We start from the raw sequence: 23,071 nt of genomic DNA, 5'->3' as shown, positions 1-23,071 counted from the left end.
TTGCACGGGAGTGTTTCATGCATTTATCAGCGCACCTTGAAGCGACTCATCAACGCAATCACTCGGCCATTGGCATCCAGCAGGCTCTGTGTATTGGTTTCAGTGGCGTGGCCACTTTCCACCAGTTCTTCGACCATATGTCGGATCTGCACCATGCTGCGGTTGATCTCCTCGGTCACCGCGCTTTGCTGCTCGGCGGCGGTGGCGATCTGAGTGCTGAGGTTGTTGATATGGCTGACTGAGCCAGCCATCTCGTCCAGGCCCGTGTTGACCCGCGCGGTAGCATCTGCGGCCGACTGGCAACTGGCCTGGGTGTTTTCCATGGCGGTCACCGACGAACTGACCCCGGTGGTCAGGCGTGCGAGCATTTCGTTGATCTGCGAGGTGCTGGCCTGGGTGCGTGCCGCCAGCGCCCGGACTTCGTCGGCCACCACCGCAAAACCACGGCCTTGCTCACCGGCCCGCGCCGCTTCAATCGCAGCGTTCAACGCCAGAAGGTTGGTCTGGCCGGCAATTGCGCCGATCACCCCGAGGGTTTCGGTGATGCGAGCAGCGTCCTGGCGCATGTTTTCCACGGTGTGGGTGGCGCTGGCCACTTCGCCGATCAACGCGCTGACGCTGGTGGAGGCTTCTCCGACCACCACCCGTGAGCGGTCCGCGTGTTCGTTGGCGCGCTGGGTGAAGGAGGCGGTTTCAGCGGCGTTCTGCGCCACGGTGTCGGCGGTGGAGCTCATTTCGGTGATGGCTGTGACCGTTTGATCGGTCTCCGACGCATGCCGCACCAGAATCCGGTTGGTGTGCGCCGAGGTCTGCTGCAATTGCTCAAGCCCCGTCGACATGGCGCCCGTGGCCTGGGTCACTTCGCCGATCATGTTTTGCAGGTAGATGATGAAGCGGTTCACCGAGTGGCCGATGGCGCCCATTTCATCTTCGGCACGGATGGTGATGCGGCGCGTCAGGTCGGCATCGCCGGCAGACAGCGCGTCGATATTGATGCTCAGCGACTTCATGCGCTGCACCAGTTGGCGGATGGCATAGAACGCCAGCAGCACCAGCAGCAACACCATGGGAATTTGCAACAGGGCCAGGCTGCCGAGCACATCATCACGCTGTGCGGTGATCAGCGAAGTCGGCAGAGCGGTGGCGAGGAACCAGGGCGTGCCCTCGATCGGGCGCATGTAGAAGGTGCTGGCCACGCCCTGGTTGTCGAATTCGGCGCGCTGGGCCTGGTCGCGGTGGGCGAGGGCCTTGCTGACCTGAGCGGCAAACGCCGAGGTGCCAGCCAATTCGCTGATATTTTTCAACACCACCGGGCCGCTGAGGCGCGTGCTGTTGCTGATGATCTTGCCGTCGCCTTCGACGATCAGCATCTGCCCGCCGATGTCTTTCTCTTTGCTGGCGACCAGGTCATTGAAGAAACCCAGGGTCACGTCAATGGTGGCAACACCGTAGGCGGCACCGTCGCGCTGGATGGCCATGGCGCAGTTGGTGCGTGGCTCCTGGCTGGCGTCGTCTTTGTAAGCCGCCGCCCAGGCGCACTGGCCACGCGGTGAGGCGAGACCGCCTTTGTACCAGCTCTGATCGTAGTAATTGGGCGCCGCGTCGCTGTTCCAGAAGGTATTGACCGCCAGCTTGCCCGACGCATCGCGGTGCCAGAACGTGCTGTGCTTGTTGCGCCCCGGCGTGCGCTGATTCGGCAATGGCCAGATGCCGCCACCGAAGACTTTCAGCTCGCCGTACTGGTCCACCAGGCCGGGCAGGACTTTGTCGATGGCATCGCTGTCGAGCAGGGGAATGGTCTGGGTGATGCTGCGTTGCTGGGCCTGAACCTTGTTCAGTTCGCCCTGAATCTGTTCGGCGACTTCCGCGATGCGGTTGAGCACCACCTGTTCTTCAGTGTGCCGCAGCTGGGGCGCGACCAACTGGCCGATCCCCACAACCGTCAACACAGATAACACCAGGACGAACAGCACCAGAAACAGGGTGTAGCGGGTTTGGATGGAGCGCAGTGGGGGCATGAGGTCGTCCTTACGAAGCGTTTATTATTGACGCGGCTGTGTTAGAGCTTCATCGGGCTATCGGCTTGGCAAGGAGGAGCTTGAGGTACCATCGTGCAAGAAAAGTCAGGGCGCACCGTAAGCCGGTGCACCCTGACTACACAGGCTATTTATTCACCAGGCCCATTGATGCCTCGGTGTAGCGCAAACCCGCAGTAGCGCCCGCCGGGAAGATTGACGTCAGCGCCGCCAATTCAGCAGGGCTCAAGCTGATATCCAGGGCCGCCACGTTTTCTTCCAGGTATTTGCGCTGCTTGGTGCCTGGAATCGGGATCAGGTAATCACCCTGCGCCAGCACCCAGGCCAGCGCCAGTTGCCCGGCTGTCACGCCTTTTTGCGCAGCCAGCGCTTTCACTTGCTCCACCAGCAGCAGGTTTTTGGCAAAGTTCTCACCTTGAAAGCGCGGGCTTGAGCGGCGGTAGTCGTCGGCGGCGAAGTCCTCCGGACTGTTCAGCGCGCCGGTGAGAAACCCGCGCCCCAGCGGGCTGTAAGGCACAAAGGCGATGCCCAGGCGCTGGCAGGCCGCCAGGCAACCGTTGTCTTCCTGATCGCGGCTCCACAGTGAATATTCACTTTGCAGGGCGCTGATCGGGTGCACTTTGTGCGCGCGCTCCAGGCTGGCCGCCGAGGCTTCACTCAGGCCCAGGTAACGCACCTTGCCTTGCTTGACCAGCTCGGCCATCGCGCCGACGCTTTCTTCGATTGCCACGTCGGGGTCAACGCGATGCTGGTAGTAGAGGTCCAGCGTTTCGATGCCCAGACGTTTCAAGGTGCCGTCAATGGCCTCGCGAATGTACTCGGGGCGGCCATTCACACCGCGCGCCGACGGGTTGGCCGGGTCACGCACAAAGCCGAATTTGCTCGCCAGAAACACCTGGTCGCGTTTGCCGGCGATGGCTTTGCCTATCAGCGCCTCATTGGTGTGAGGGCCATACATGTCGGCGGTATCGAGCAAGGTGACGCCCAACTCCAGGGCGCGGTGCAAGGTTGCAATCGCTTCCTGGGTATCGGTGCCGGTGGTGTAGAAATCAGTCATGCCCATGCAGCCCAGGCCGATGGCGCTGACGTGAGGGCCGTTTTTGCCGAGTTGACGAGTATGCATCGGGGCAGCTCCTTGGAGGGGAAAGGCCCCATTGTTCTCCTCGACAACTGAGGGATAAAGCGGCTAAAACCGCTATCACTATTAGGATTTTCTAAACAATGCCCCGGGAGAACCTGGCTTTGGACCGATTTAACGCCATGCGCGTGTTTACCCGAATCGTCGAACTGGGTGGCTTTGCCAAGGCCGCCGACAGCCTGCAACTGCCACGCGCCTCGGTGACTATTCTGATCAAGCAACTGGAGGCGCACCTGGGCGTGCAGTTGTTGCAGCGCACCACCCGGCAAGTCAGCCCGACGCTGGATGGCGCCGCGTACTACCAGCGCTGCGTCAGCTTGCTGGCAGACCTTGAAGAGACCGAAGCGGTGTTTGCTACCCGAGGCAGCCCGCGTGGCACATTACGCATCGATATGCCCTCGGGCATCGGCCGATTTCTGGTCATACCTGCACTGCCGGAATTTTCCGCTCGGTACCCGAACATCGACCTGGAAATCGGCCTCAACGACCGCCCGGTCGACCTGATTCGCGAAGGTGTGGACTGCGTGCTGCGCGGTGGCCTGGCGCTGGACGACTCGCTGGTGGCGCGCCCGCTGGCAATGATGGATCAGGTGACTTGTGCCAGCCCCGCGTACCTGCAGCGTTTCGGCGTGCCCGCCAACCTTGAAGAGCTGGCCGGCCACCAGGTGGTGGAATACTTCTCCAGCAGCAGTGGCAAGCGCTATGGCCTGGAGTTTCAAGTAGGGCAGGCGCTGCGCCTGGTGGACCTGCCCAAGCAGGTTGCCGTCAACAGTGCCGATGGTTACCTCGCTGCCTGCGAAGCGGGCTATGGCCTGGTGCAGACGCCTTATTACCACGTCATGCAGCAACTGCAGGCGGGCAACCTGGTGGAGGTATTGGCCGCGATCAAGCCGCCGCAATTACCGCTGACGGCGCTGTACCCACCGCATCGCCAGCTGTCACCCCGGGTGCGGGTATTGGTCGATTGGCTGGTGGAGCTGTGCGCGCGACCGGGCAACGGGTTGCAACGTCAGGCTTGAGCCTTGCGGTAGGCGCCGGGTTGCTGCCCGGTAACTTTGTAAAAGGCTCGGGTAAACGCCGCCACCGATTGATAACCCACGGCCAGCGCCACATCCGCCACGGTCTGGTCTTCCTTGAACAGCTGGCAGGCGTGGCGCATGCGCATCATCAACAGCACCTGCCCTGGCGACTGCCCGCACAACTCGTTAAACCGCTTGAAAAACGCCGAACGCGACAGCCCGGTGCAGGCGGCCATGCTTTCCAGCGTCCAGGCATCGGCGGGGTGTGCGATCAATTGTTCCAGCAGGTTGGCGAACGCCGGTTGCCGGCCCAGTGCGGCGAGGCCGCCCAATTCGGTGTTGTCGATGACCTGTTGACGCAGCACGTACAGAAACAGCAGGTGGCAAAGCCGTTCAAGCAAGGCCGAAGAGGGTGCCGGCGTGCGCTCGCACTCTTGCAGGATCAGTTCGAACAGGTTGCGTGCGGCGATCAGGGACGGGTCGCCGGCACGCAGGATGATCCAGGCGGGCAGGGTGTCGACGATCATCGCCGACAATCCCGAATGAAAATGAAAGAACCCGCAGACCAGGCCCACGCCATCGCTGGCCAGGCTGTCCAGCGGCAGCATCGGCCGGCGCGGGCACTCTTGCGCGCCGGCGGCCGTGGCCTCGCCCGACAGGCGATAGGCCAAATCGCGCACCAGAAACACCGCGTCGCCATTGTTCAGCTGCAGGGGGGTGGATTCGTCATCGATATGCAGCCAGCATTGGCCCTGAACGATCAGGTGAAAGCTCGCCCTCGCCAGCCCATGCGTGCTCGCATGCCAGTCACCGCAATAGCGGCCGACATGGAACAAACTGGTGTTGAGTTCGAGGCTGTCTAATAACCAATCGACAAGTGCACTGGATGAATTCATCTAACGGAAAGACTCAAGAGCAAGTAATCGCTACTTTAGCCTATTGAGGCGATTTTTTATAACCAACAGACTGGATACACGAATCCATCAGGAGACCACTCCATGTCCCGTGTACCGTTGCTCACCCCCGAAACCGCGCCGCAAGCCGCCAAACCTTTTCTCGAAAATGCCCTGAAGGCCTCGGGTTTCATCCCTAACCTGCTCGCCGTATTGGCCAACGCACCGGCCGCGCTGGAAACCTACATCACGGTTTCGGGCCTCAACGCCAAGGCAGAATTGAGCCTGGCCGACCGCGAAGTGGTGCAACTGATTGCCGCCACCACCCACGGTTGTGATTTTTGCGTTGCCGGCCACACCGCCGTGGCGCGCAACAAGGCCAAGCTGCCTGAAGACGTGATTGATGCCCTGCGCCAGCGCGGCGAACTGCCCAATGCCCGCTATGAGACACTCGCCGCCTTCACGCGCGAAGTGATCGCCACGCGCGGTGACGTCAGCGATGCAGGCTTCGAGGCGTTCCGTGCTGCCGGTTATTCCGAAGGCCAGGCCCTGGAAGTTATTTTGGGCGTGAGCCTGGCAACCCTGTGCAACTTCGCTAACGTGTTTGCCCGCACGCCGCTGAACCCGGAGCTGGCGCAATACCGTTGGGAAAAACCGGCAAGCTGAAGCGCGCATGCGTCGGCGATGGTCCACCTGCTGTAACAAGGAGAAACATGAATGCTTGACCCAATCTTGAGCCGTTGGCTCGATGTTCAAGCGCAGGCCCTGGATGTGGGCAGTTGCGATCCACAGGAAGTGCTGCCAAGGCTGGCAGAGTCCAATGTCTTGCGTATCGGCGTGCCCAAAGCGCTGGGTGGCCTGGGCGGCGATGTCACCGGCGCGGTTGACGCCATCGCCAATGTCGCCAGCCATTCCCTGGCGGCGGCATTTGTCTGCTGGGGCCAGCGCTCCTTTATCGAATATTTGCTGCAAAGCCCCAATGAGCGGCTGCGCGAGCACCTGTTGCCGGACTTGCTCAGCGGCAAGCTGGCCGGGGCGACTGGCCTGTCGAATGCGATGAAGTTTTTGTCGGGCATCGAGACCCTGCAAATCAGCGCCGAGCCGACCGAAGACGGCTGGACCCTCAACGGCCGCCTGCACTGGGTGACCAATTTACGCAAGAACGGCTTTGTCGCGGCCGCCGCCATCGAGCATGCCGCCGGCGGTGCGCCGTTTATCCTGGCGATTCCCGATTCGGTTGCCGGCTTGCAACGCTCGCGCGACCTCGAACTGATGGGGTTGCAGTCGAGCAATACCGCCGCGTTGGGGCTCGAAGGCGTCGAGCTGAGCCGTGAGTGGTTGTTGCATGAAGATGCGCGCAAGTTCCTGCCGGCCGTGCGCCCGGCGTTTCTGGGCTTGCAATGCGGCATGTCCATTGGCCTGGCCCGTCGTTCGCTGGCGGAGGTGGCCAACCACCTGGGGTCGAGTCGCACGGTGTTGCGCGATGAGTTGGAAGCGTTGCGGGTAACCCTGGATCACTTGGTCAACGACCTGAAAAAGGGCCTGCTCGCCGGGCGCTTTGCGGCCGAGCCCGTGCCGCTGTTCAAGCTGCGGATTGCCCTCGCAGAAACCGCCGCCAGTGCCGTGCAGCTTGAACTGCAAGCCAGCGGCGGCAAGGCCTACCTCACCGCCCACGGCAGCGGTTTTGCACGGCGTTGGCGTGAATCGGCCTTTGTGCCGATCGTGACGCCAAGCCTGGTGCAGTTGCGCACCGAGTTGCATCGCCAGGCCAATCTATGAACCAGGCGGTATTGACGGCCCAGGGCATTTGCCTTGGGTATGCCAGCGGCCCGGTGTTGCAAGGGTTTGATTTGCAGCTGCAACCGGGCGAAGTGGTATCGATCCTGGGCCCCAGCGGCGTCGGCAAATCCAGCCTGTTGCGTGTGCTTGCCGGTTTGCAGGCGCCCCAGGGCGGTAGCGTGCGCGTGCTGGGCGAGCCCTTGAATGGCCCGCATCCACGCGTTGCAGTGGCATTCCAGGACCCCAGCCTGTTGCCCTGGCTGAGCCTGGAAAAGAACGTCGCATTTGGCCTGGATTTCGCCCGTCAGCCGCACTTGAGCACCGAGGAGCGGCGCCGTCGCGTTGACCACGCCATTGCTGCGGTGGGGCTGGAACACGCCCGCCAACAGTTTCCGGCGCAATTGTCCGGCGGCATGGCCCAGCGCACCGCATTGGCCCGCTGCCTGGCACGCCAGCCACAGGTGTTGCTGCTGGATGAGCCGTTCGGCGCGTTAGATGAAGTCACCCGCGCCGATATGCAACACCTGCTGCTCAAGGTCAACCGCGAGCAAGGTTCGGCGGCGGTGCTGATCACCCACGACATCGATGAGGCGCTGCTGCTGTCCGACCGTATCCTGCTTCTGGGCAACCGCCCAGCGCGCACTTTGGGCGAGTGGCAGATTGACCTGCCACAGCCGCGTGAAGAACAGGTCGAGGCCATCGGCACGCTGCGTATCGACATTCTGAAAACCTTACGGCAGGCGAGCCGCCCTCAACCCAACCCCCTTGAACTGCTGGAGCCCAACCATGTGTCTGGATGACCTCACTCACTCGCGCCGTGACTTTCTCAAACTCTCGGCGGTGCTCAGTGCCGCCGGTGCCATGCCGCTGCTGAGCAGTTTGCAGGCGCGCGCCGCCAGCGAGCCGGACGCGCCGGTGCGCATCGGTTACTTGCCGATCACCGACGCCACGCCGCTGTTGGTCGCACACAACAACGGTCTGTTCGAAGCTGAAGGCATCAAGGCCGAGCGCCCGGTGCTGCTGCGCAGTTGGGCCCAGGTGATCGAGGCGTTCATTTCGGGACAGGTCAACGTGATTCACCTGTTGTCGCCGATGACGGTGTGGGCGCGTTATGGCAGCAAGGTGCCTGCCAAGGTTGTGGCCTGGAACCACGTCGGCGGTTCCGGCCTGACCGTGTCGCCGGGCATTACCGACGTCAAGCAACTGGGCGGTAAGTCGGTGGCGATTCCGTTCTGGTACTCGATCCACAACGTAGTCGTGCAGCAGTTGTTTCGTGATAACGGCCTGACCCCCGTGGCGCGTGCTGCCGGCAGCGCGATTGGCGCCAACGAGGTCAACCTCATCGTGTTGCCGCCTTCCGACATGCCGCCGGCCCTGGCCAGCAAACGCATCGACGGCTATATCGTCGCCGAGCCATTCAACGCCCTGGCAGAAAACCTCAAGGTCGGCCGGGTGCAGCGCTTTACCGGCGACGTGTGGCGCAACCATGCGTGTTGCGTGGTGTTCATGCATGAACATGACCTGACCAACCGTCCCGAATGGTCGCAAAAGGTCGTGAATGCGATCGTAAAGGCCCAGGTGTGGACGCGCGACAACCGTGAAGAGGCGGTGAAGCTGCTGTCCAAAGACGGCCCGAACCGCTACACGCCACACGCTGAGCCGGTCTTGAGCAAAGTCCTTGCGCCGGCCGCCGCCGACCGTGCTGCCTATTTGGCCGACGGTGCGATCCAGCATGCCAATTGGGACGAACACCGCATCGACTTTCAGCCCTACCCATTCCCCAGCTACACCGAGGAACTGGTGCGACGCTTGAAGGACACGCTGATTGAAGGCGACAAAAAATTCCTCGCCGACCTCGATCCGGCGTTCGTTGCCAAAGACTTGGTCGACGACCGTTTTGTGCGTAACGCCATCGAATCGGTGGGCGGCATGAAGACCTTCGGTTTGCCGGATGGCTACGAACGGCACGAGGAGATTGGCGCTTGAGTAAAGGCAGAATCCCGGGCTGGTTGCTGGGGCTGAGTGGCTTGGCAGGCTTGCTGTTTTTGTGGTGGCTGGGCGTCAAGGTATTGGGCGACGCCGACGGGTTGTCGGCGCGCTTTTCAGTGGCAGCGACCTTCAGCAGCTTGTGGGAACTGCTCGGGCGCAGCGAGCTGTACCTGCACATCGCGGTCAGCCTGAAGCGTATTTTCGTCGGCCTGTTTCTGGCGCTGTGGGTGGGCGTGCCACTGGGCCTGCTGGTGGGCAGTTCGCGCAATCTGGAGGCGGCTACCACGCCGGCGTTCCAGTTTCTGCGGATGATTTCGCCGCTGTCGTGGATGCCGATCGTGGTGATGTTGATGGGCGTGGGCGACCAGCCGATCTATTTCCTGCTGGCCTTCGCGGCGGTGTGGCCGATCATGCTCAACACCGCTGCCGGCGTGCGTCAGCTGGACCCGCGTTGGCTGCAGTTGAGTAAGAGTTTGAGCGCTACGCGCTGGGAAACCTTGCGGCGGGTGATCATCCCCGGCGTGGTGGGGCATGTGCTGACCGGCGTGCGCCTGGCCATCGGTATCTTGTGGATCGTGCTGGTGCCGTGCGAAATGCTTGGGGTCAGTGCGGGGCTGGGGTACTACATCCTCGACACTCGGGACCGTCTGGCCTATTCGGAACTGATGGCCATGGTGCTGCTGATCGGGCTATTGGGGTTTGCCCTGGATGCGTTTGCGCGTTGGTTGCATCAGCGCTGGGTGCACGCTGGCTGAGCGCCCCGTTTTCCGGGCTGGAAAACGGGGCGCAGGCGCGATCAGCGGTGTTCGTAGCCTGGGCCGCCGTCGTAGCGATGATCGTGCCAGCCGCCACCGCCGCCGTGTGGGAAAAAGAAGCAGCCGCTCATGCTCAGCATGATCAGCAATGGAATCAGCAGTGTGATTCGACGTAACATTTGAAAATCCTCTAGGGTGCTCACAAGGTCAATCAGGCGTGGGACAAGCCAAACTTTTTCATCGCCTGTAACATACGACCCTGCCGACCCTCATCCATCCCCGTCACTGGGTATGTGCTTGGCATGTTCGGCGATACAAAGTGGATACATTTATCAGGTTCAGGAACCCCGTCATGACCCAAAAGCAACGTTTGAAATATTCGATTCTGATTTCCCTTGTGGTGCTGGGGACGATGTTCGGCCTGTCCTACCTGCAGAACACTGGGGTCATCAGCGAAAAAACGTTCCAGTACATCGCCATTGCCGTGGCGGTGACCGTGGTAGTGATCAACGGCATCATGCGCCGCAAGGTCAAGCCCAACTTCTGATCGCGCCAGTCAGGCGCGACCATCGAGCACTTTGGCAGCCTCTTCGTGGAGGCTGTAGCTTTTATCGGCATTGAGGGTGATCACGCCCTCGCTGCACAGGCGCTTGAGCACCTCACGCACGCTGAGAAACGACAACGGAATGCCCAGCTCCAGCAAATGGCTGTGCACGCCGCGCACCCCGAGGGTGCGCTGGTTGTCGGCAGCGGTGAGGAGGGCGTCGATGACCTTCAGCCGAATCAGGCTGGTGCGCAAACCGAAGTACTTGAGCAAATGGCGAATACGCTGGTTGCCTTGCTGTTCGGGCGCTTTGCCGAACGCGTGTGCGCCGCCGCTGCCGTAATTGGCGTCGGCGGCCGGTGAATGTCCGTCCGTGGGCAGTTGCGAGTTGTACATGCAGAAAACTCCTTATCAGAGCCTGATCAGGAAAATGATGGCGCTCTTACCTAATAAGACGAACGAGCGACAGAAATCATGAAGTGCTGGATGTAGAAATTTTGTCGGTATCGACTTTGTCACAGCGCGCACGCCTTAAATAAACGCGTCCGGCGGCTAAATTATTCCCGGTTCATTGCGTCCTTACGGTGGGGTAGCTGCCCCCTTGTGAGGGTGTTCAATTTGACTGTGGAGCTTGCGTGATTATTTCCAACCGGTTGTCCAGGGTGTGCGTGGCAGGGCTGTTGCTGGGGGCCAGTGTTGCCGCGTCGGCGCGCGAGCAAGTGACACAGGCGTCGGCGGACATTCGCCGCACCACGTTTGGTGTGCCGCACATTCGCGCCAACGACGAACGCGGCCTGGGCTACGGCATCGGCTACGCGTATGCCCAGGACAACCTGTGCCTGCTGGCCAACGAAGTGGTCACGGTGAGCGGCGAGCGCGCCAAGTATTTCGGCCCCGAACAGGCGACCCTGGAGGAACGCAACAACCTTGCCAGCGATGTGTTTTTCACCTGGCTGAATACACCCCAAGCGGTGAGCGCCTTCTGGAACGCCCAGACGCCACAGATACAGCAGCGGATTGAAGGCTACGTCGCGGGCTACAACCGCTACCTGAAAGAGCAGGGCGCGCCGGCACAGTGCCAGGCGGCGTGGGTTCGACCGATTGTGGCGCAAGACGTGGTCAAGCTGACGCGCAGGCTGCTGGTGGAAGGCGGTGTCGGTCAATTCGCCGAAGCCCTGGTTGGCGCCACACCGCCTCAGGCCACTGCCAGTGTGAAACCCGGTTTGAAAGCCTTTGAGCAGGCGTCGGCCAATCAGCAACGTTTCAGCCTCGACCGCGGCAGTAACGCCGTCGCGGTGGGCCGTGATCGCTCGTTCAATGGCCGTGGCATGCTGTTGGCCAACCCGCATTTTCCGTGGGTGGGCGGCATGCGCTTTTATGAGATGCACCTGACTATCCCCGGCCAACTGGACGTGATGGGCGCCGCGCTGCCAGGCTTGCCGCTGATCAACATCGGCTTCAACCAGCATGTGGCCTGGACCCACACGGTCGACACGTCCAAGCATTTCACCCTCTACCGCCTGACGCTTGATCCCAAGGATTCGACGCGCTACCTGCTCGACGGTCAATCGATTCCCCTGGAGAAAACCTCCGTCACCGTGCAGGTCAAGCAGGCCGATGGCAGCCTGAGGCCGCAGGCGCATACCCTGTACAGCTCGCAATTCGGCCCGGTGGTGCAATGGCCCGGCAAGCTGGATTGGGACAGCCACTACGCCTTCAGCCTGCGCGACGCCAACCTGGACAACGACCGCGTCCTGCAGCAGTGGGACGCCATGAACCGCGCTACCAGCCTCAAGGCGCTGCAAACCTCGGTGCACACCCTGCAAGGCATCCCGTGGGTCAACACCCTGGCCGCCGATGACCAGGGCCAGAGCCTGTACATGAACCTGTCAGTGGTGCCCAACGTCAGCGCGGCCAAACTTGCGCAATGCAGCGACCCGCGCGCCGGCCTGCAACTGATCGTGCTCGACGGATCCCACAGCGCCTGCGCCTGGGACATCGACCCGCGTGCCGCCCAACCCGGCATCTTCGCCGCCGCCGACCTGCCGCAGCTGGAGCGCACCGACTACGTGCAACACGCCAATGATTCGGCGTGGATGGCCAACCCCAAGGCGCCATTGACCGGGTTTTCGCCGGTGATCAGCCAGGATCACATCGGCCTTGGCCCACGCGCCCGATTCGCCCTGCAGCGCCTGCAATCGCTGGCCAAACAACCGATCAAGGTGACCGACCTGCAAAACATGGTCATGGACAACGAGGTCTACCTCGCCAGCCAAGTCATGCCCGACCTGCTCGCGTTCTGCGCCAACCACCTCGGCGCGGATGCGGCGACATTGCAGCCACTTTGCACCAGCCTTAAAAACTGGGACCAACACGCCAACCTCGACAGCGGCGTCGGCCTGGTGCACTTCATCAATCTGTTCGAACACCTGCAGGCACTTCCCGACGCCTGGCGCGTCGCCTTCGATCCGGCGCAGCCCCTGACCACTCCGCGTGGGCTGGCCACCGAGCGCGAACCCGTGGCCAACGCCCTGCGCGAAGCCATGCTGGCCTCGACGGCAGCGGTGAGCCAGCTTGGATTGACCCGCTGGGGCGACATCCAGGTCTCCGGCCAAACCCCGATGCACGGCGGCCCGCAGCAGCTGGGCATCTACAACGCCATGCAAACCGTGCCGCGTGCCGATGGCAAACGCGAAGTCGTCAGCGGCACCAGCTATTTGCAAATCGTCACCTTCGACGCCCTAGGCCCGCATGCCCTGGGCGTATTGGCATTCTCCGAATCCAGCAACCCAGCCTCCCAGTATTCGAAGGATCAGACCCGCGCTTTCTCCGAGAAAAAACTACGCCCGCTGCCCTTCACCGACGCCCAGATCCAGGCTGACCCGCAGTATCAGCAACAGCTCATCAAGGAGTAGGGCAGGTGCGCAACCCCTTGATGCCAATACGAAATATTTTTGAAATCAAGGGGTTGCAGGTAAAAGCAAATGAGTACATAATGGCGCCCATCGAACGCAACGAAGCATTAAAAACTTCAATGTATTCAATAAGTTAGAGTAGAGGCAGGGTTCTATAGCCCACTCAAGTTTTTATGCGGTAAATGTCAGCGGTCATGGCATTTGTCGTTTGAGGCCGAGTAGCAAAATGGTTATGCAGCGGATTGCAAATCCGCCTACGCCGGTTCGATTCCGACCTCGGCCTCCACTCTTAGAAACCCCGTAGATTAACGTCTGCGGGGTTTTTTATTTGCTGCGATATGCCTACCGCTTCCGCATCTTTTCGAATCACTTCCGCAACAACCTGCACGGCATTGATGAATTTAGGGCGTTTAGGGTACGGCTCAAGCGTTCAATTATTCTGCGGCTAGGCTTTCATAAATGGCTTAAAATTGAACGAAATGGGCTTTTCGCAAAAGAATGCATGACTTACTAGACGGTAATAAGTTGTCCTTTTAAGGTGCGACTGCTCAACTGTCAGCCGCATTTAATACTCAGTCAGCCTGACTACTCTTGACACGGAAACATGCGTGCTACCTAGCTAGCCGGCAGTAGAATGGGATTTTGGCCACGACAGGATTGTATTGGTCAGTGATGAGGGGGTTGCCCTCTATTTTCACTCGCAGTAGTGTGAACCTTCTGCGGTAAGACAAATCTCAATGGCGGCTTAATCTCTCCACCTGCAGGGCGACGCAGTGAACTCTAATGACTAGTGAGTTTAGTGAAATCGATTATCTGAGATCTGAGAACGAGGCGCTTCGCTCGAGATTAGCTGCGGCCGATGCACAAATGGAACGTGACGCGCGCGCTCGTCAGGACCTAGAGCATCTGAGTGTCGCCTTAACGGCTGGTGGAGTTATTGGGACCTGGAATTGGATCCCAAAGCGAGACTGTTTCACCGGAGACGCAGGATTCGCCAAAGCGTTTGGACTTGATCTAGCCCTGGTCAACGTTGAAATCCCCATCGGCAGAGTTCTTGAACACGTTCATCCTGAAGACAGGCCGAGCTTGGACGCTGCAATTGAAAGGGCCATCGTCCTAGGTGGTGCTTATTCTCATCAATATCGAGTGATGCGCTCAGACGGCAAATATTATTGGCTGCTCGCGAGCGGACGAGTTGATTACGATGAACAAGGAGAACCGATAAGTTTCCCAGGATTTGTAATCGATGTAACAGAACAACGGACAGCAGAGGAGCGTCTTCGCATTAGCGAAGCCCTTGCGCAAGAAAACGTGCAGAGGGTGCAGCTTGCATTAGATGCAGGTGCAATAATAGGAACGTGGAACTGGGACCTGCAAACGGACCTTTTCAATGTCGACCAAGCGTTCGCTAGCGCATTTGGGCTTGACCCAGCACTTGGACGAGTGGGCATCCCTTTCGCTCAAATTGTGGCCACTGTTCATCCGGATGATCAGCAAGGTTTGGCATCTGCCATTCACGACGCCAGAACGCGTGGAGGCGCGTACGCACATCAGTATCGCGTGAAGCGTAATGACGGACGTTATTACTGGCTAGAGGCCAATGGTTTCGTGGAGCACTCGCCTGAGGGTATACCCCTTCGTTTCCCAGGAGTTCTCATAGACGTTGAGGGTAGGCGGGCCATCGAAGCGGAACGTGATCGCGCAATAACAGAGCTGCGGGCTTTGAATGATACGCTCGAGCAGCGCGTCGCGGAGCGCACTGCTGAATTGATCAAGGCACAAGAGAGACTGCGCCAATCTCAAAAAATGGAGGCCGTTGGACAGCTGACTGGTGGCTTAGCACACGACTTTAATAACCTACTAGCTGGCATTTCGGGTGCGTTGGAAATTATGCTGATCCGACTACGCCAGGAGCGCTTTAGCGATATAGGGCGTTATATAGCAGTAGCTCAGGATGCATCAAAGCGTGCCGCCGCTTTAACCCATCGGCTACTTGCCTTTTCCCGTCGCCAGACACTCGACCCTAGACCAACAAATATCGGCCGGCTCGTTGATGGAATGCAGGACCTGATCCAGCGAACAGTTGGCCCTAGTATCACAGTGGAAGTCATCAGTGCGCCGGGGCTTTGGGTTACCTTGGTGGATCCATCACAGTTAGAAAATGCACTTTTAAATCTTTGTATTAATGCACGTGATGCAATGCCTGGTGGTGGTCGAATAACCATTGAAACGGCTAATCAGTTCATTGAAGGGCAAGATTCACATCTACACCAGGTCTCGACTGGAGACTATCTTTCACTCCGTGTGGTTGACACGGGTGTAGGCATGTCGCCTGAAGTAATATCCCGGGCCTTTGAGCCTTTCTTCACCACCAAGCCTCTCGGCGAAGGTACTGGTCTTGGGCTGTCCATGATTTATGGATTTGCTCAGCAATCAGGTGGGCAGGTTCGTATCAGTTCAGAGGAAGGGCATGGCACAGCGGTGCATATATACCTTCCCCGTTATGATGACGAAACAGTAGTTGAAGCGGATACACCCGAGTCTCCCCGATTGCATCTCCAGGAGCTGATAAAGGGAGGGACGGTATTAGTTGTTGACGACGAGCCCTCTGTTCGTATGCTGGTTTCAGATATTCTGGAAGATCTTGGCTACGTCTCGATCGAGGCGGTAGACAGCATTGCTGGCCTTAAGCTGCTGCAGTCCAACCTACGAATCGATCTGCTTATCACAGATGTTGGCTTGCCTGGTGGACTAAATGGACGTCAGATGGCCGATGCTGCTCGCGTGTTTCGTTCGGATCTCAAGGTTTTGTTTATCACGGGCTATGCTGAGAGCTCGATAATAGGGAGCGAACAACTTCCTCCAGGAATGTCCGTGCTTACTAAGCCTTTTCAAGTTGATAGCATTGTTTCGCACATCCTTTCCCTTATTGAAGGTCGGCCCGTTAACTGAGTTAACGTGATTGGACTCTTTTGCAAGCAATGTGCTTTTAGCCAATCAACGCTGGGCAGTGCGCATTCACTGGTTCATGATGTGCGATATCAAACAGTTATTTTTCATTCCTTTGAGTGAGTTATAAACGAGCCTAATTTATTTTTATTAAGCTCAAAGCTATCTCGTTGGCTTAACTATTTCACCCACCCGTCTATAAACTCTCTTGGTTATCTCTTCGGTTGAGTGGCCCAACAAACGGCTAGCATGAGCTAGCTCGATTTCGCTAGCGGCTTTTGGCCTGATATCCTTGAATTGGAACTGCCTAATGCTACTCGCTAGCGCGGGATCACCATCAGTGGCGGCTTTTATCGCAGCTTTCTCTCTCGCGTCGTCCCACCGGTTCCGCAACATCTGCTGGCTCATTCGAAGCCCAGAAGCATTTGTGATCAAGATCGAGGTTCTAATACCTTTGATCGCTCTGCGCTCCTGAAGGTCATGTATAAAAGCGCTCAGTCCAGATTGGATACCTGCATCCTCCAGCCGCAAACGGAGACGTTTTTCGGTCTTACCCTGGCCAATCAGCAAAAAACCGTTGTTCAAGTCGGTGGCTGCAATCTTGAGCACATCGGCGGGGCGTTGGCCGGTAAGGTATGCTAGATCCATAGCGTCTTTGAGCTCCTGTGCAGCCTCCGCGTACACCGCATTCCATACAATTTCACCGGCATAATAGTCCCGTGGCTTTTCCTTGTTACGGCGAACTCCAAAGCAAGGGTTGGCTTTGTCAGTTAGCCCCCATTCACGCGCAATGGTAAAGGCATGGGAGAGCAGGGCGATCTCACGGTTGGCCCTGACCTTGGCCGTCCTGGCGTCTCGGTACTGAGCCACCACTTGTGGCGTGATCGACTCAATAGGGGCGCTCTCAAACGCTTTTCTCAGTTGCTTGAGTTCTTTGCGGTTATCGGACTGGGTGCGAATTGACTTCGTCGGGATGATTTCCTTTTCGTAGCGATCAAATATATAGCTCATCAGGTGATTGGGCTTCGGTGGTGTCTTGCGCTCCAGTCTGGCCCACTCCACTTTGGCCTGATCGAGGTCTGTACCGAGTGGTATTTCCTTCCGCTTCCCGTCGGCAGTCCTTCCGTCGTAGTAATACGATGTCCAAGTCTTTCCACTCTTACCCTTGCGAATACGCCGTATCATCCGTGGCGGCAGATCTCGATTGGCTGTACTTTTCTGGCGCATTAGTCAGCTCACATTTGCGAGATCGAGCGACCAGGTTTCAGTCACGATATTGGCAGCGGAAGGTTTGACACCTGACAGTTTCAACCGGGCATAAACTCGACCTACTATCGGGCGGCGAGCGCCAGTCAGAACAAACTCCCAGTGGTTTTCGGTTAACCAGTGGATTTGCTTAGACGGGATTTGATAGCCGGTGATGGTTGCCAATTCTTCGTCGGCCAGGGTTTCGCTTTGGAATTCCATCATGCTGCCTCCAGCTGTTCAGTGACGGTCTCGCTCATGTTTGCCCGAATCAACGCGGCCATGGGTTGAGGGGAGACTGAGTTACCCACCATCCGCACCTGGGCGCGCTTGGTGAGCTTGCGGCCGTCGTGCCCCACGTCGATAACGTAGTTGTCGGGGAAGCCTTGGGCGCGGTACAGCTCGCGTGGGGTGAGCATTCGCATGCCGATATCGACGATCACATAAGGGGTGCCCTTGATGGTGACGGTTACAAGGGCCAGGCGATCCCGGGTTGTTATGGTTGCTGTTGGGTCGCGCAGGTCGTAGATGTTATCGGTGCCGTAATAACCCATCAGGAACGCCGCGACGCGCATTGCGCCCACCTGGTATTCCGGCGCCAGGGTGTACGCAACAAGGGCGTGGTGCTCGGCGCCGGCAGTGATGGTCGGCACCAGGCCATCCATTGGTTGGCCAACGCAGTTTTTGCGCAGCGTGCATAAGTGGGCTGTGACCACGTTCTGCTGACTGCCGCTTGTGATGATCGCTGTCAGGGGTTCGGTTGGGTGGTGCCCGGGGGTGACGTTGTAGCCGCCGTTGTGTTGAGCCAGGTAGGCGACGGTCAGTGCGAAGTGGCCACCTTTGACATTTGCGCAGATGGCGCGCAACGGCGAATCGCCGGGCATGTTGCGCTGGCTACTGCCGTTGGCATGCTCGGTGATGAAGGGGGCAAGCGTTGGGGTCACCAGCGCGAACCCATGGGAGCCGGTAATGGTTTTCGTAGGGAGGTCGACTGAGTGAACGCGCGAGTCGTCGCTGCCCGAGTGGTTGACGCTGACGATGAACGGGTCTGCGTGATCGATCACATAGCGCTTGGCGCCCTTGCGCAGACGCTCCATGGTCTTGTTAACCAGCGGGCGGCGCACACCAGCGGCGCGGCCTTCTTCCTTGTCGAGAAAGATGCTGGGGCAGGGGATAGACCAATCAATGCTACTGGCTGCGGTGAGCTGCGGCTTTTGTCCCTTTGTCGGAGCTTTCGTGTGGGTAGGCTCTGGCCATTGAATTGGCTTGCCGTCGCAGCGGGCCACCAGGTAAAGACGTTCGCGCAATGTGCCGGCGCCGAAGTCACTGGCTTTCAGCTTGCCGTGATGCAGGTCATAACCCATTCCACGCAGAATCGATTCAAACCGGCGCCAGGTTTGGCCTTTGCGTTTCGGATCGGGTATCAGGTACTGGTCTTGCACCGGCACCCGTTCTCCAACATCGGCAACACGCAGGTCGCGGCATATGACCCGGCCTGTAGTTGGGCAGCGCTTGGCGATTAGCGGTCCCCACTGGAGGACCTGGATCACGTTCTCCATGGTGATCATCTGCGGGCGTACCTGACCGGCCCATTTGATGACCACCCAGGACAGCGAGCGGCTGGTGGTACTGCGCGGCTGGCCGCCGGCAGCGAGGCTGTGGTGGGTGCATTCGGGGCTAGCATGCAGGTGCAGCACCGGCCGGCCTCGGGTGGCCTTGTGTGGGCATACGTCATAAACATCGGTGATGTAGTGCTCAGCGCTTGGGTGGTTGCGCTTGTGCATGCTGATGGCGTCGGGGTCATGGTTGATGGCGATATCTACCGGCATACCGGTAGCCATCTCCTGGCCCATGGTCGCGCCGCCTCCGCCCGCGAAAAGATCAACGCGAATCCCGCCTACCAGGTTGAGTCCAAACTGGGTATGGACTGCGCTGGTGATTGGGGTGGGTTTGAAAACTTCGCTTTCGGCCTTGCTAGCGCGCTTGGATCTACGAAAGCGCAGGTGGGTAGTGCCCGCACAATCTGGCGATAGTTGCGGCTGGAAGGCGGTGTCATTTTCACGCGGCAGGTCGCGGGACCGGTTACGTCGGCCTGGTTTCGCCTCTGCTGGGTATTCCACACCTGTCGAAACTTGCGTATACCCCACTGCAGGCTGCGCGAGCGGGCCTTCCTGAGCGTTTAGCGTTGAATTAGCGAGCGCTGCCCCGCGCAGCTTTTCTTGGGGTATAAGTGCATCGGCGGTGGCGTTGTAAAATGCAATATTGCCTGCTGCTGCGCAGCAGAGACTGTTTGTTTCTAGCGTGTTGACGCTGCTGGCAGTGCGGAGCAAAGCGGGCAGGGCGCTGGTGTTGTTCTGGTGGTTCTTCATGCCGCTTTCCTCCGGTGTTCAATAACGAGTTGGTCCATCAGGCGCTGGTGGTAGGTGTTGCGTGCTTCTGCGGCAGGCCATGGACGGATGGTTTCAACCATGGGGTCAATGCCGACCAAACAATCCCAGATAGCCGTATCGGTTGGCATGAGATCGCGGCGCTCGGTGGCCAGCGCAATCAGTTCAGCCTGGTGTATGCATGCGGGGAGATCGAAGGCCAGGTCGAAACGCTCACTGATGCGCCCCCACACGACGTCCTCAAATCCTCGGTAGTCGGGCATCCACTGTTTGAGTGGCCGGGTCATATCGCCCAGGTATGCCTCGGCCGCATCGTGGAGCAGGGCCGCTAACTTGTGTTCTTCCGGCACCAGCTCGGCGACGATGCAGCTGTGTTGTGCCACGCTGTAGAACTCGCGGGTGTGGCCGTTGAAGCGGCAAAGGTGTGCCAGCGCGTGCGAGATGTCCCGTGGATCGATCATGTCGGCGTCGGGTTCAAGCAGGTCAAAGTGTTTGCCTGAGTGAGTAAGGATCCAGTTCATGCTGCCTCCTTAACGAGATCGGCCAGAAGCAGGGCGTTGTCGGTTGCCTTGTGCAATTGGCGCAGGGCGTCATACCCAATTAGGGCTTTCAGCTGCCGATCAAATTCCTTGTTGTAGCGGGTGAGGGCGCGCAGCTCCTTGGTGGCCTTGGTGTGTTGCTGTTGCAGTGTGCCCGCGACTTCTGGTGTCAGGCGCAGCATGGGAATGGCGCGGCTCATACGTCACCGCCGACTGCTTTTTGATTAAGGGGATGAGCGTCCGCTTCGGCTCTAAAAAATTGCGCTGCTTTGAGGGCTTCTTGGGGGCACATTGCTTCTGCTGGCTCGCGCAGTATCACCCAGCGGCCTTGGGGCCCAGCGATTGAGTCGTTTTCTGAGGTCGTTTCCAGTTTGGGTGCCACTGGACCTAGTAAAGCTGCCATGGCAAGAGCTTGGTCGCGGAGGGTAAGTGAATCGCGCTCGAGTTTTTTGCCGGTGCGGAATGCGCTAAATGTTTCTGCCGCAATTCGCAGTTTCTCGGCGATATCCAGGAGAGTTTGACGCGCTGGTTCCCCCAGTTTCGACGCCGCCAGTGCCTGCTTATAGTGGGTATACAGTTGCTTATGGTTGCCCTGGGCCTGATCAAGCAAAAGCTTCAGGTCCCGAATCTCCCCGGCGTTATCCGATTGCTGAATAGCCTTGCCTTCATCAATACCTTCGATGCGGCCGTCAATCAGGCCCCCTCGATAACCGACCCAATAGAGGAGTGCGGCAGCGATAACGATGCTGATCAAAGCGTAAATCTGAATTGCGGTCATGTGGTGTGCTCCTGGTGGTATTACTGGCTGGTGGTGGCAGCCGTTGGTGTGGTTATTCGTTGTCTGGATCCGGCGGATCTGCCAAGCCACACATCAATTTGGCCTGGTGCGGCATGTAACCTTCCTCTCGCAGGGCGTCGTAGCGCTGATAGTCGGCGGCAAAGTAGCTGCACTCATCACACAGTCGGCTGGCCTTTTCGTCGGCAGACAACGGTGTATCGCAGTGTCGGCATTGATCGAGTAGAGACATGTCACGCCTCGTCGCCGGCAGCTTCTGGTCGCGGCATGTCTTCATCCGCCCGATAGGCGCGAATGTCGATCAGCGAGGCCACGTGCTTGATATGGGCGTACTTTGGTGCCTTACGGCTGTTTACCAGCGTTGTCATAGGCAGCTGAATGCGGCCGGTGGCGATCTCTGCTGCAAAGGAGTCTTTGTTGAGGTTTCGAAAGTACCGCTCACGCAACTTTTCAACGGGGATCAATACGTCTCCGAATGTCCGGTACAGCAGTTCGACTGTTGCAGGATCAGGTGCGGGCAGCAGCCGTAATGGCTGCTGGTCGGCGTGTGCACTCATTCGGCCTCCGGCTTGCAAAGGTCATGCGCTTTGTTTCGAAGGGTGCGCAGCACTTCCTCTCCAGAGTCGCCGTATCCAGACAAAATGGTTGTGCTGTCGCCAAATCCGTGCGGGTTGTGAAAGTGGACCGAAACCATTGGTTGTGATTGGTTGTAGAGCCGGATTGTGGTGGTGACCGAGCTGCTCGGGTTCAGGGAGTTGATGTCAAGTTGGGTGGCGAGCAGAGACGCGGCAGCATGCAGTTCCGGCAGGCCGGCCAGTGTTGGCGTTGGCGAATCAATCGCTACTCCGGCGGCGCTGCATACCAGGTGTGCGAAGCCTTGAACCTGCTCAGCGGTCCGGTCGATAGCCTTTGTCGACAGCAGCGTGTTCAGCGCTTGATCAATCAGTTTGTGGTCCATTGGGTTTCTTCCGTTGGGGGTGATTCCAGGCATTCAGGCAATGGCGTTTGGTCAACTCCCGCAGATGCTCCGGCACTTCGAGGAGCGCAGCATTGCGTTCCTCTCTTGTGCGCATGGCGATGATCTGGCGGGCGTACTCCCTAGGCCACGTCACGGTTGTCTGCCGGAATGGCTGGCAGTTCGAGGCTTAGCTGTTCAGCGAGCCAGCGAATACCGGCCTGCCGGACCTTGGTCGACTGGCTGTACTGCATGCCGGCGGTTTCGTGGTACCAGTTGCTGTTCTTGACTCGCAAATACTCGCGATCACGCACGGGGAAAGCCGGTAGGTTGCGATCATTGAGCAAGCCTTTTTCACGCATGAGCGAGATGAGCTTGGGGCGGGTGAGGCCGAAGTATTTAGCGGCTTTTTCCAGGCTACGTTCCATTGCGACCTCCTATGCTGCATGCGCGGCGGGGGTCGCCGTGTCAGCGAGGTGGGTGATGGACTCGGCAACCATGGAGTAAATCTCCGCGTCAGTCCCACACACCGTGAAGCACTTGGTGCGAGGTTTCCTGACGCCGATGCTCATGATGGTCGTGATGCCGGTGCGGGTTTTGTTGCGATGGATAGCCAGGTTGATCGGTTGCTCGAAACCCATATCGAGGCTGAGCGCACCGCCGGTTTGCACCAAGTCGAACACACGCTGCTTGTGTTCGATCTCGAATACACCGTAGCGCCTGTCAGCATGCGGCAGAGTTGAATCGCCAGGGCTGGTTGGTCCGTTAACAATCTCCTCAATGAAGTCCGCAAGCTTGAGGTGCATTTTTTTGCTGTTGGTCAGGGTCAGCGTGTGGCGTTCGCTGCCCAGTTCAACAGTAAAGTGGGTATCGACTTTGCGGCGCTCAACTTTCAGGCGGAAGGCCAGGGCGTCACGCTGAACCTCGGCCCGCAGAAGATGATTGAAGGTCTCGGTCAAATTGACCTGAGCCTTGAGCAGGGTCAGCGTGCGGTTGTCTAGTTTGTACTTGCTCATGCTGCTTGCCCTCCGCCATTCGGATCGAATGGAGCGGGCGCAGAGCGCTGTTTCAGCTTGGGTTTGGACGCGATGAAAGCGCAGCCGAGGTCTTGTGCCAGGCGGCGGATTTCAAA

The 23,071-nt window shown here is 59.0% G+C and carries 25 protein-coding genes and 1 tRNA gene; 10 read left to right on the top strand and 16 right to left on the bottom strand.

Annotation, left to right across the window (positions count from 1 at the left end):
• Positions 1 to 26: 26 nt before the first annotated feature.
• A complete protein-coding gene (locus tag NTD89_RS28745; RefSeq protein ID WP_145161025.1) occupies positions 27 to 2,018 on the bottom strand; it encodes a methyl-accepting chemotaxis protein in 1,992 nt (663 codons plus the stop codon).
• 145 nt (positions 2,019 to 2,163) lie between these two features.
• A complete protein-coding gene (locus tag NTD89_RS28740) occupies positions 2,164 to 3,159 on the bottom strand; it encodes an aldo/keto reductase (RefSeq protein ID WP_262210907.1) in 996 nt (331 codons plus the stop codon).
• A gap of 119 nt (positions 3,160 to 3,278) precedes the next feature.
• On the opposite strand from NTD89_RS28740, the gene NTD89_RS28735 reads away from it, so the two are divergent.
• Complete coding sequence (locus NTD89_RS28735; RefSeq protein ID WP_262210906.1) at positions 3,279 to 4,193, top strand: LysR family transcriptional regulator; 915 nt, start codon at positions 3,279 to 3,281, stop codon at positions 4,191 to 4,193.
• On the opposite strand, the gene NTD89_RS28730 is transcribed toward NTD89_RS28735, so the two are convergent.
• Positions 4,184 to 5,089: an AraC family transcriptional regulator gene (locus NTD89_RS28730; RefSeq protein ID WP_262210904.1), complete on the bottom strand. Its 906-nt coding sequence runs from the start codon at positions 5,087 to 5,089 to the stop codon at positions 4,184 to 4,186. The genes NTD89_RS28735 and NTD89_RS28730 overlap by 10 nt on opposite strands.
• A 102-nt stretch (positions 5,090 to 5,191) precedes the next feature.
• Between NTD89_RS28730 and NTD89_RS28725 the strand changes: the two genes are divergently transcribed.
• From NTD89_RS28725 to NTD89_RS28705, 5 genes are read left to right on the top strand one after another with little or no spacing between them, the layout of a single operon-like run.
• Positions 5,192 to 5,752 (top strand): carboxymuconolactone decarboxylase family protein, encoded by a 561-nt coding sequence (locus NTD89_RS28725; protein WP_242198095.1) that lies wholly within the window; start codon positions 5,192 to 5,194, stop codon positions 5,750 to 5,752.
• A 51-nt stretch (positions 5,753 to 5,803) separates the two neighbouring features.
• Positions 5,804 to 6,865, top strand: coding sequence for an acyl-CoA dehydrogenase family protein (locus tag NTD89_RS28720; protein WP_145161015.1), 1,062 nt, complete (start codon positions 5,804 to 5,806; stop codon positions 6,863 to 6,865).
• Complete coding sequence (locus tag NTD89_RS28715) at positions 6,862 to 7,665, top strand: ABC transporter ATP-binding protein (RefSeq protein WP_262210902.1); 804 nt, start codon at positions 6,862 to 6,864, stop codon at positions 7,663 to 7,665. Before NTD89_RS28720 ends, NTD89_RS28715 begins: the two co-directional genes overlap by 4 nt.
• Positions 7,652 to 8,851: an ABC transporter substrate-binding protein gene (locus NTD89_RS28710; protein WP_145161011.1), complete on the top strand. Its 1,200-nt coding sequence runs from the start codon at positions 7,652 to 7,654 to the stop codon at positions 8,849 to 8,851. The genes NTD89_RS28715 and NTD89_RS28710 overlap by 14 nt, the downstream gene beginning before the upstream one ends.
• Positions 8,852 to 8,862: 11 nt before the next feature.
• Complete coding sequence (locus NTD89_RS28705; protein ID WP_370004772.1) at positions 8,863 to 9,609, top strand: ABC transporter permease; 747 nt, start codon at positions 8,863 to 8,865, stop codon at positions 9,607 to 9,609.
• Between the two features lie 41 nt (positions 9,610 to 9,650).
• Here the strand turns inward: NTD89_RS28705 and NTD89_RS28700 are convergent, their stop codons facing one another.
• Entirely contained in the window at positions 9,651 to 9,788 is a 138-nt protein-coding gene (locus tag NTD89_RS28700) for a hypothetical protein (RefSeq protein WP_164487942.1), read from the bottom strand.
• A 173-nt stretch (positions 9,789 to 9,961) separates the two neighbouring features.
• Here NTD89_RS28700 and NTD89_RS28695 point away from each other — a divergent pair, with 173 nt between their 5' ends.
• Positions 9,962 to 10,156: a hypothetical protein gene (locus NTD89_RS28695; protein ID WP_053255884.1), complete on the top strand. Its 195-nt coding sequence runs from the start codon at positions 9,962 to 9,964 to the stop codon at positions 10,154 to 10,156.
• A gap of 9 nt (positions 10,157 to 10,165) precedes the next feature.
• Here NTD89_RS28695 and NTD89_RS28690 read toward each other — a convergent pair whose 3' ends face one another.
• Positions 10,166 to 10,549, bottom strand: a complete 384-nt coding sequence (locus tag NTD89_RS28690) for a fe2+ zn2+ uptake regulation protein (RefSeq protein WP_262210899.1) — start codon at positions 10,547 to 10,549, stop codon at positions 10,166 to 10,168.
• A 239-nt stretch (positions 10,550 to 10,788) separates the two neighbouring features.
• On the opposite strand from NTD89_RS28690, the gene NTD89_RS28685 reads away from it, so the two are divergent.
• The 3 genes from NTD89_RS28685 to NTD89_RS28675 all read left to right on the top strand — a co-directional run bounded on the left by NTD89_RS28685 (position 10,789) and on the right by NTD89_RS28675 (position 16,020).
• Entirely contained in the window at positions 10,789 to 13,068 is a 2,280-nt protein-coding gene (locus tag NTD89_RS28685) for an acylase (RefSeq protein WP_262210897.1), read from the top strand.
• Between the two features lie 212 nt (positions 13,069 to 13,280).
• Positions 13,281 to 13,354, top strand: a tRNA-Cys gene (locus NTD89_RS28680).
• 497 nt (positions 13,355 to 13,851) lie between these two features.
• Positions 13,852 to 16,020 carry a PAS domain-containing protein gene (locus NTD89_RS28675; RefSeq protein WP_262210896.1) on the top strand — a complete coding sequence of 723 codons (2,169 nt, stop codon included), beginning with the start codon at positions 13,852 to 13,854 and terminating at the stop codon, positions 16,018 to 16,020.
• A 159-nt stretch (positions 16,021 to 16,179) separates the two neighbouring features.
• Here NTD89_RS28675 and NTD89_RS28670 read toward each other — a convergent pair whose 3' ends face one another.
• The 11 genes from NTD89_RS28670 to NTD89_RS28620 all read right to left on the bottom strand — a co-directional run bounded on the left by NTD89_RS28670 (position 16,180) and on the right by NTD89_RS28620 (position 22,955).
• Positions 16,180 to 17,244 carry a tyrosine-type recombinase/integrase gene (locus tag NTD89_RS28670; RefSeq protein ID WP_262210895.1) on the bottom strand — a complete coding sequence of 355 codons (1,065 nt, stop codon included), beginning with the start codon at positions 17,242 to 17,244 and terminating at the stop codon, positions 16,180 to 16,182.
• A gap of 3 nt (positions 17,245 to 17,247) precedes the next feature.
• Entirely contained in the window at positions 17,248 to 17,484 is a 237-nt protein-coding gene (locus NTD89_RS28665) for a DUF4224 domain-containing protein (RefSeq protein ID WP_262211051.1), read from the bottom strand.
• Complete coding sequence (locus NTD89_RS28660; RefSeq protein WP_262210893.1) at positions 17,484 to 19,631, bottom strand: DNA cytosine methyltransferase; 2,148 nt, start codon at positions 19,629 to 19,631, stop codon at positions 17,484 to 17,486. The genes NTD89_RS28665 and NTD89_RS28660 overlap by 1 nt, the downstream gene beginning before the upstream one ends.
• A complete protein-coding gene (locus NTD89_RS28655) occupies positions 19,628 to 20,170 on the bottom strand; it encodes a phosphohydrolase (RefSeq protein ID WP_262210891.1) in 543 nt (180 codons plus the stop codon). Before NTD89_RS28655 ends, NTD89_RS28660 begins: the two co-directional genes overlap by 4 nt.
• The gene (locus NTD89_RS28650) at positions 20,167 to 20,388 is read right to left on the bottom strand and encodes a hypothetical protein (protein WP_124428818.1); all 222 of its coding nucleotides are present in this window, start codon (positions 20,386 to 20,388) and stop codon (positions 20,167 to 20,169) included. The genes NTD89_RS28655 and NTD89_RS28650 overlap by 4 nt, the downstream gene beginning before the upstream one ends.
• A complete protein-coding gene (locus tag NTD89_RS28645; RefSeq protein ID WP_315975624.1) occupies positions 20,385 to 20,966 on the bottom strand; it encodes a hypothetical protein in 582 nt (193 codons plus the stop codon). Before NTD89_RS28645 ends, NTD89_RS28650 begins: the two co-directional genes overlap by 4 nt.
• A gap of 52 nt (positions 20,967 to 21,018) precedes the next feature.
• A complete protein-coding gene (locus tag NTD89_RS28640; protein ID WP_262210890.1) occupies positions 21,019 to 21,216 on the bottom strand; it encodes a hypothetical protein in 198 nt (65 codons plus the stop codon).
• 1 nt (position 21,217) lies between these two features.
• Positions 21,218 to 21,541, bottom strand: a complete 324-nt coding sequence (locus NTD89_RS28635) for a pyocin activator PrtN family protein (RefSeq protein WP_262210888.1) — start codon at positions 21,539 to 21,541, stop codon at positions 21,218 to 21,220.
• Positions 21,538 to 21,942, bottom strand: coding sequence for a hypothetical protein (locus tag NTD89_RS28630; protein WP_262210887.1), 405 nt, complete (start codon positions 21,940 to 21,942; stop codon positions 21,538 to 21,540). The genes NTD89_RS28635 and NTD89_RS28630 overlap by 4 nt, the downstream gene beginning before the upstream one ends.
• Positions 21,943 to 22,082: 140 nt before the next feature.
• Positions 22,083 to 22,367 carry a phage antirepressor KilAC domain-containing protein gene (locus tag NTD89_RS28625; protein ID WP_262210886.1) on the bottom strand — a complete coding sequence of 95 codons (285 nt, stop codon included), beginning with the start codon at positions 22,365 to 22,367 and terminating at the stop codon, positions 22,083 to 22,085.
• Between the two features lie 9 nt (positions 22,368 to 22,376).
• Positions 22,377 to 22,955 (bottom strand): hypothetical protein, encoded by a 579-nt coding sequence (locus NTD89_RS28620; RefSeq protein ID WP_124428823.1) that lies wholly within the window; start codon positions 22,953 to 22,955, stop codon positions 22,377 to 22,379.
• Positions 22,956 to 23,071: the final 116 nt, after the last annotated feature.

The sequence above is a fragment of the Pseudomonas sp. 14P_5.3_Bac1 genome, assembly GCF_025466135.1.
Taxonomy (GTDB): domain Bacteria; phylum Pseudomonadota; class Gammaproteobacteria; order Pseudomonadales; family Pseudomonadaceae; genus Aquipseudomonas.
Note: the sequence above shows the minus strand (reverse complement) of the source record. Positions and strands in the feature narration are given on the sequence as shown.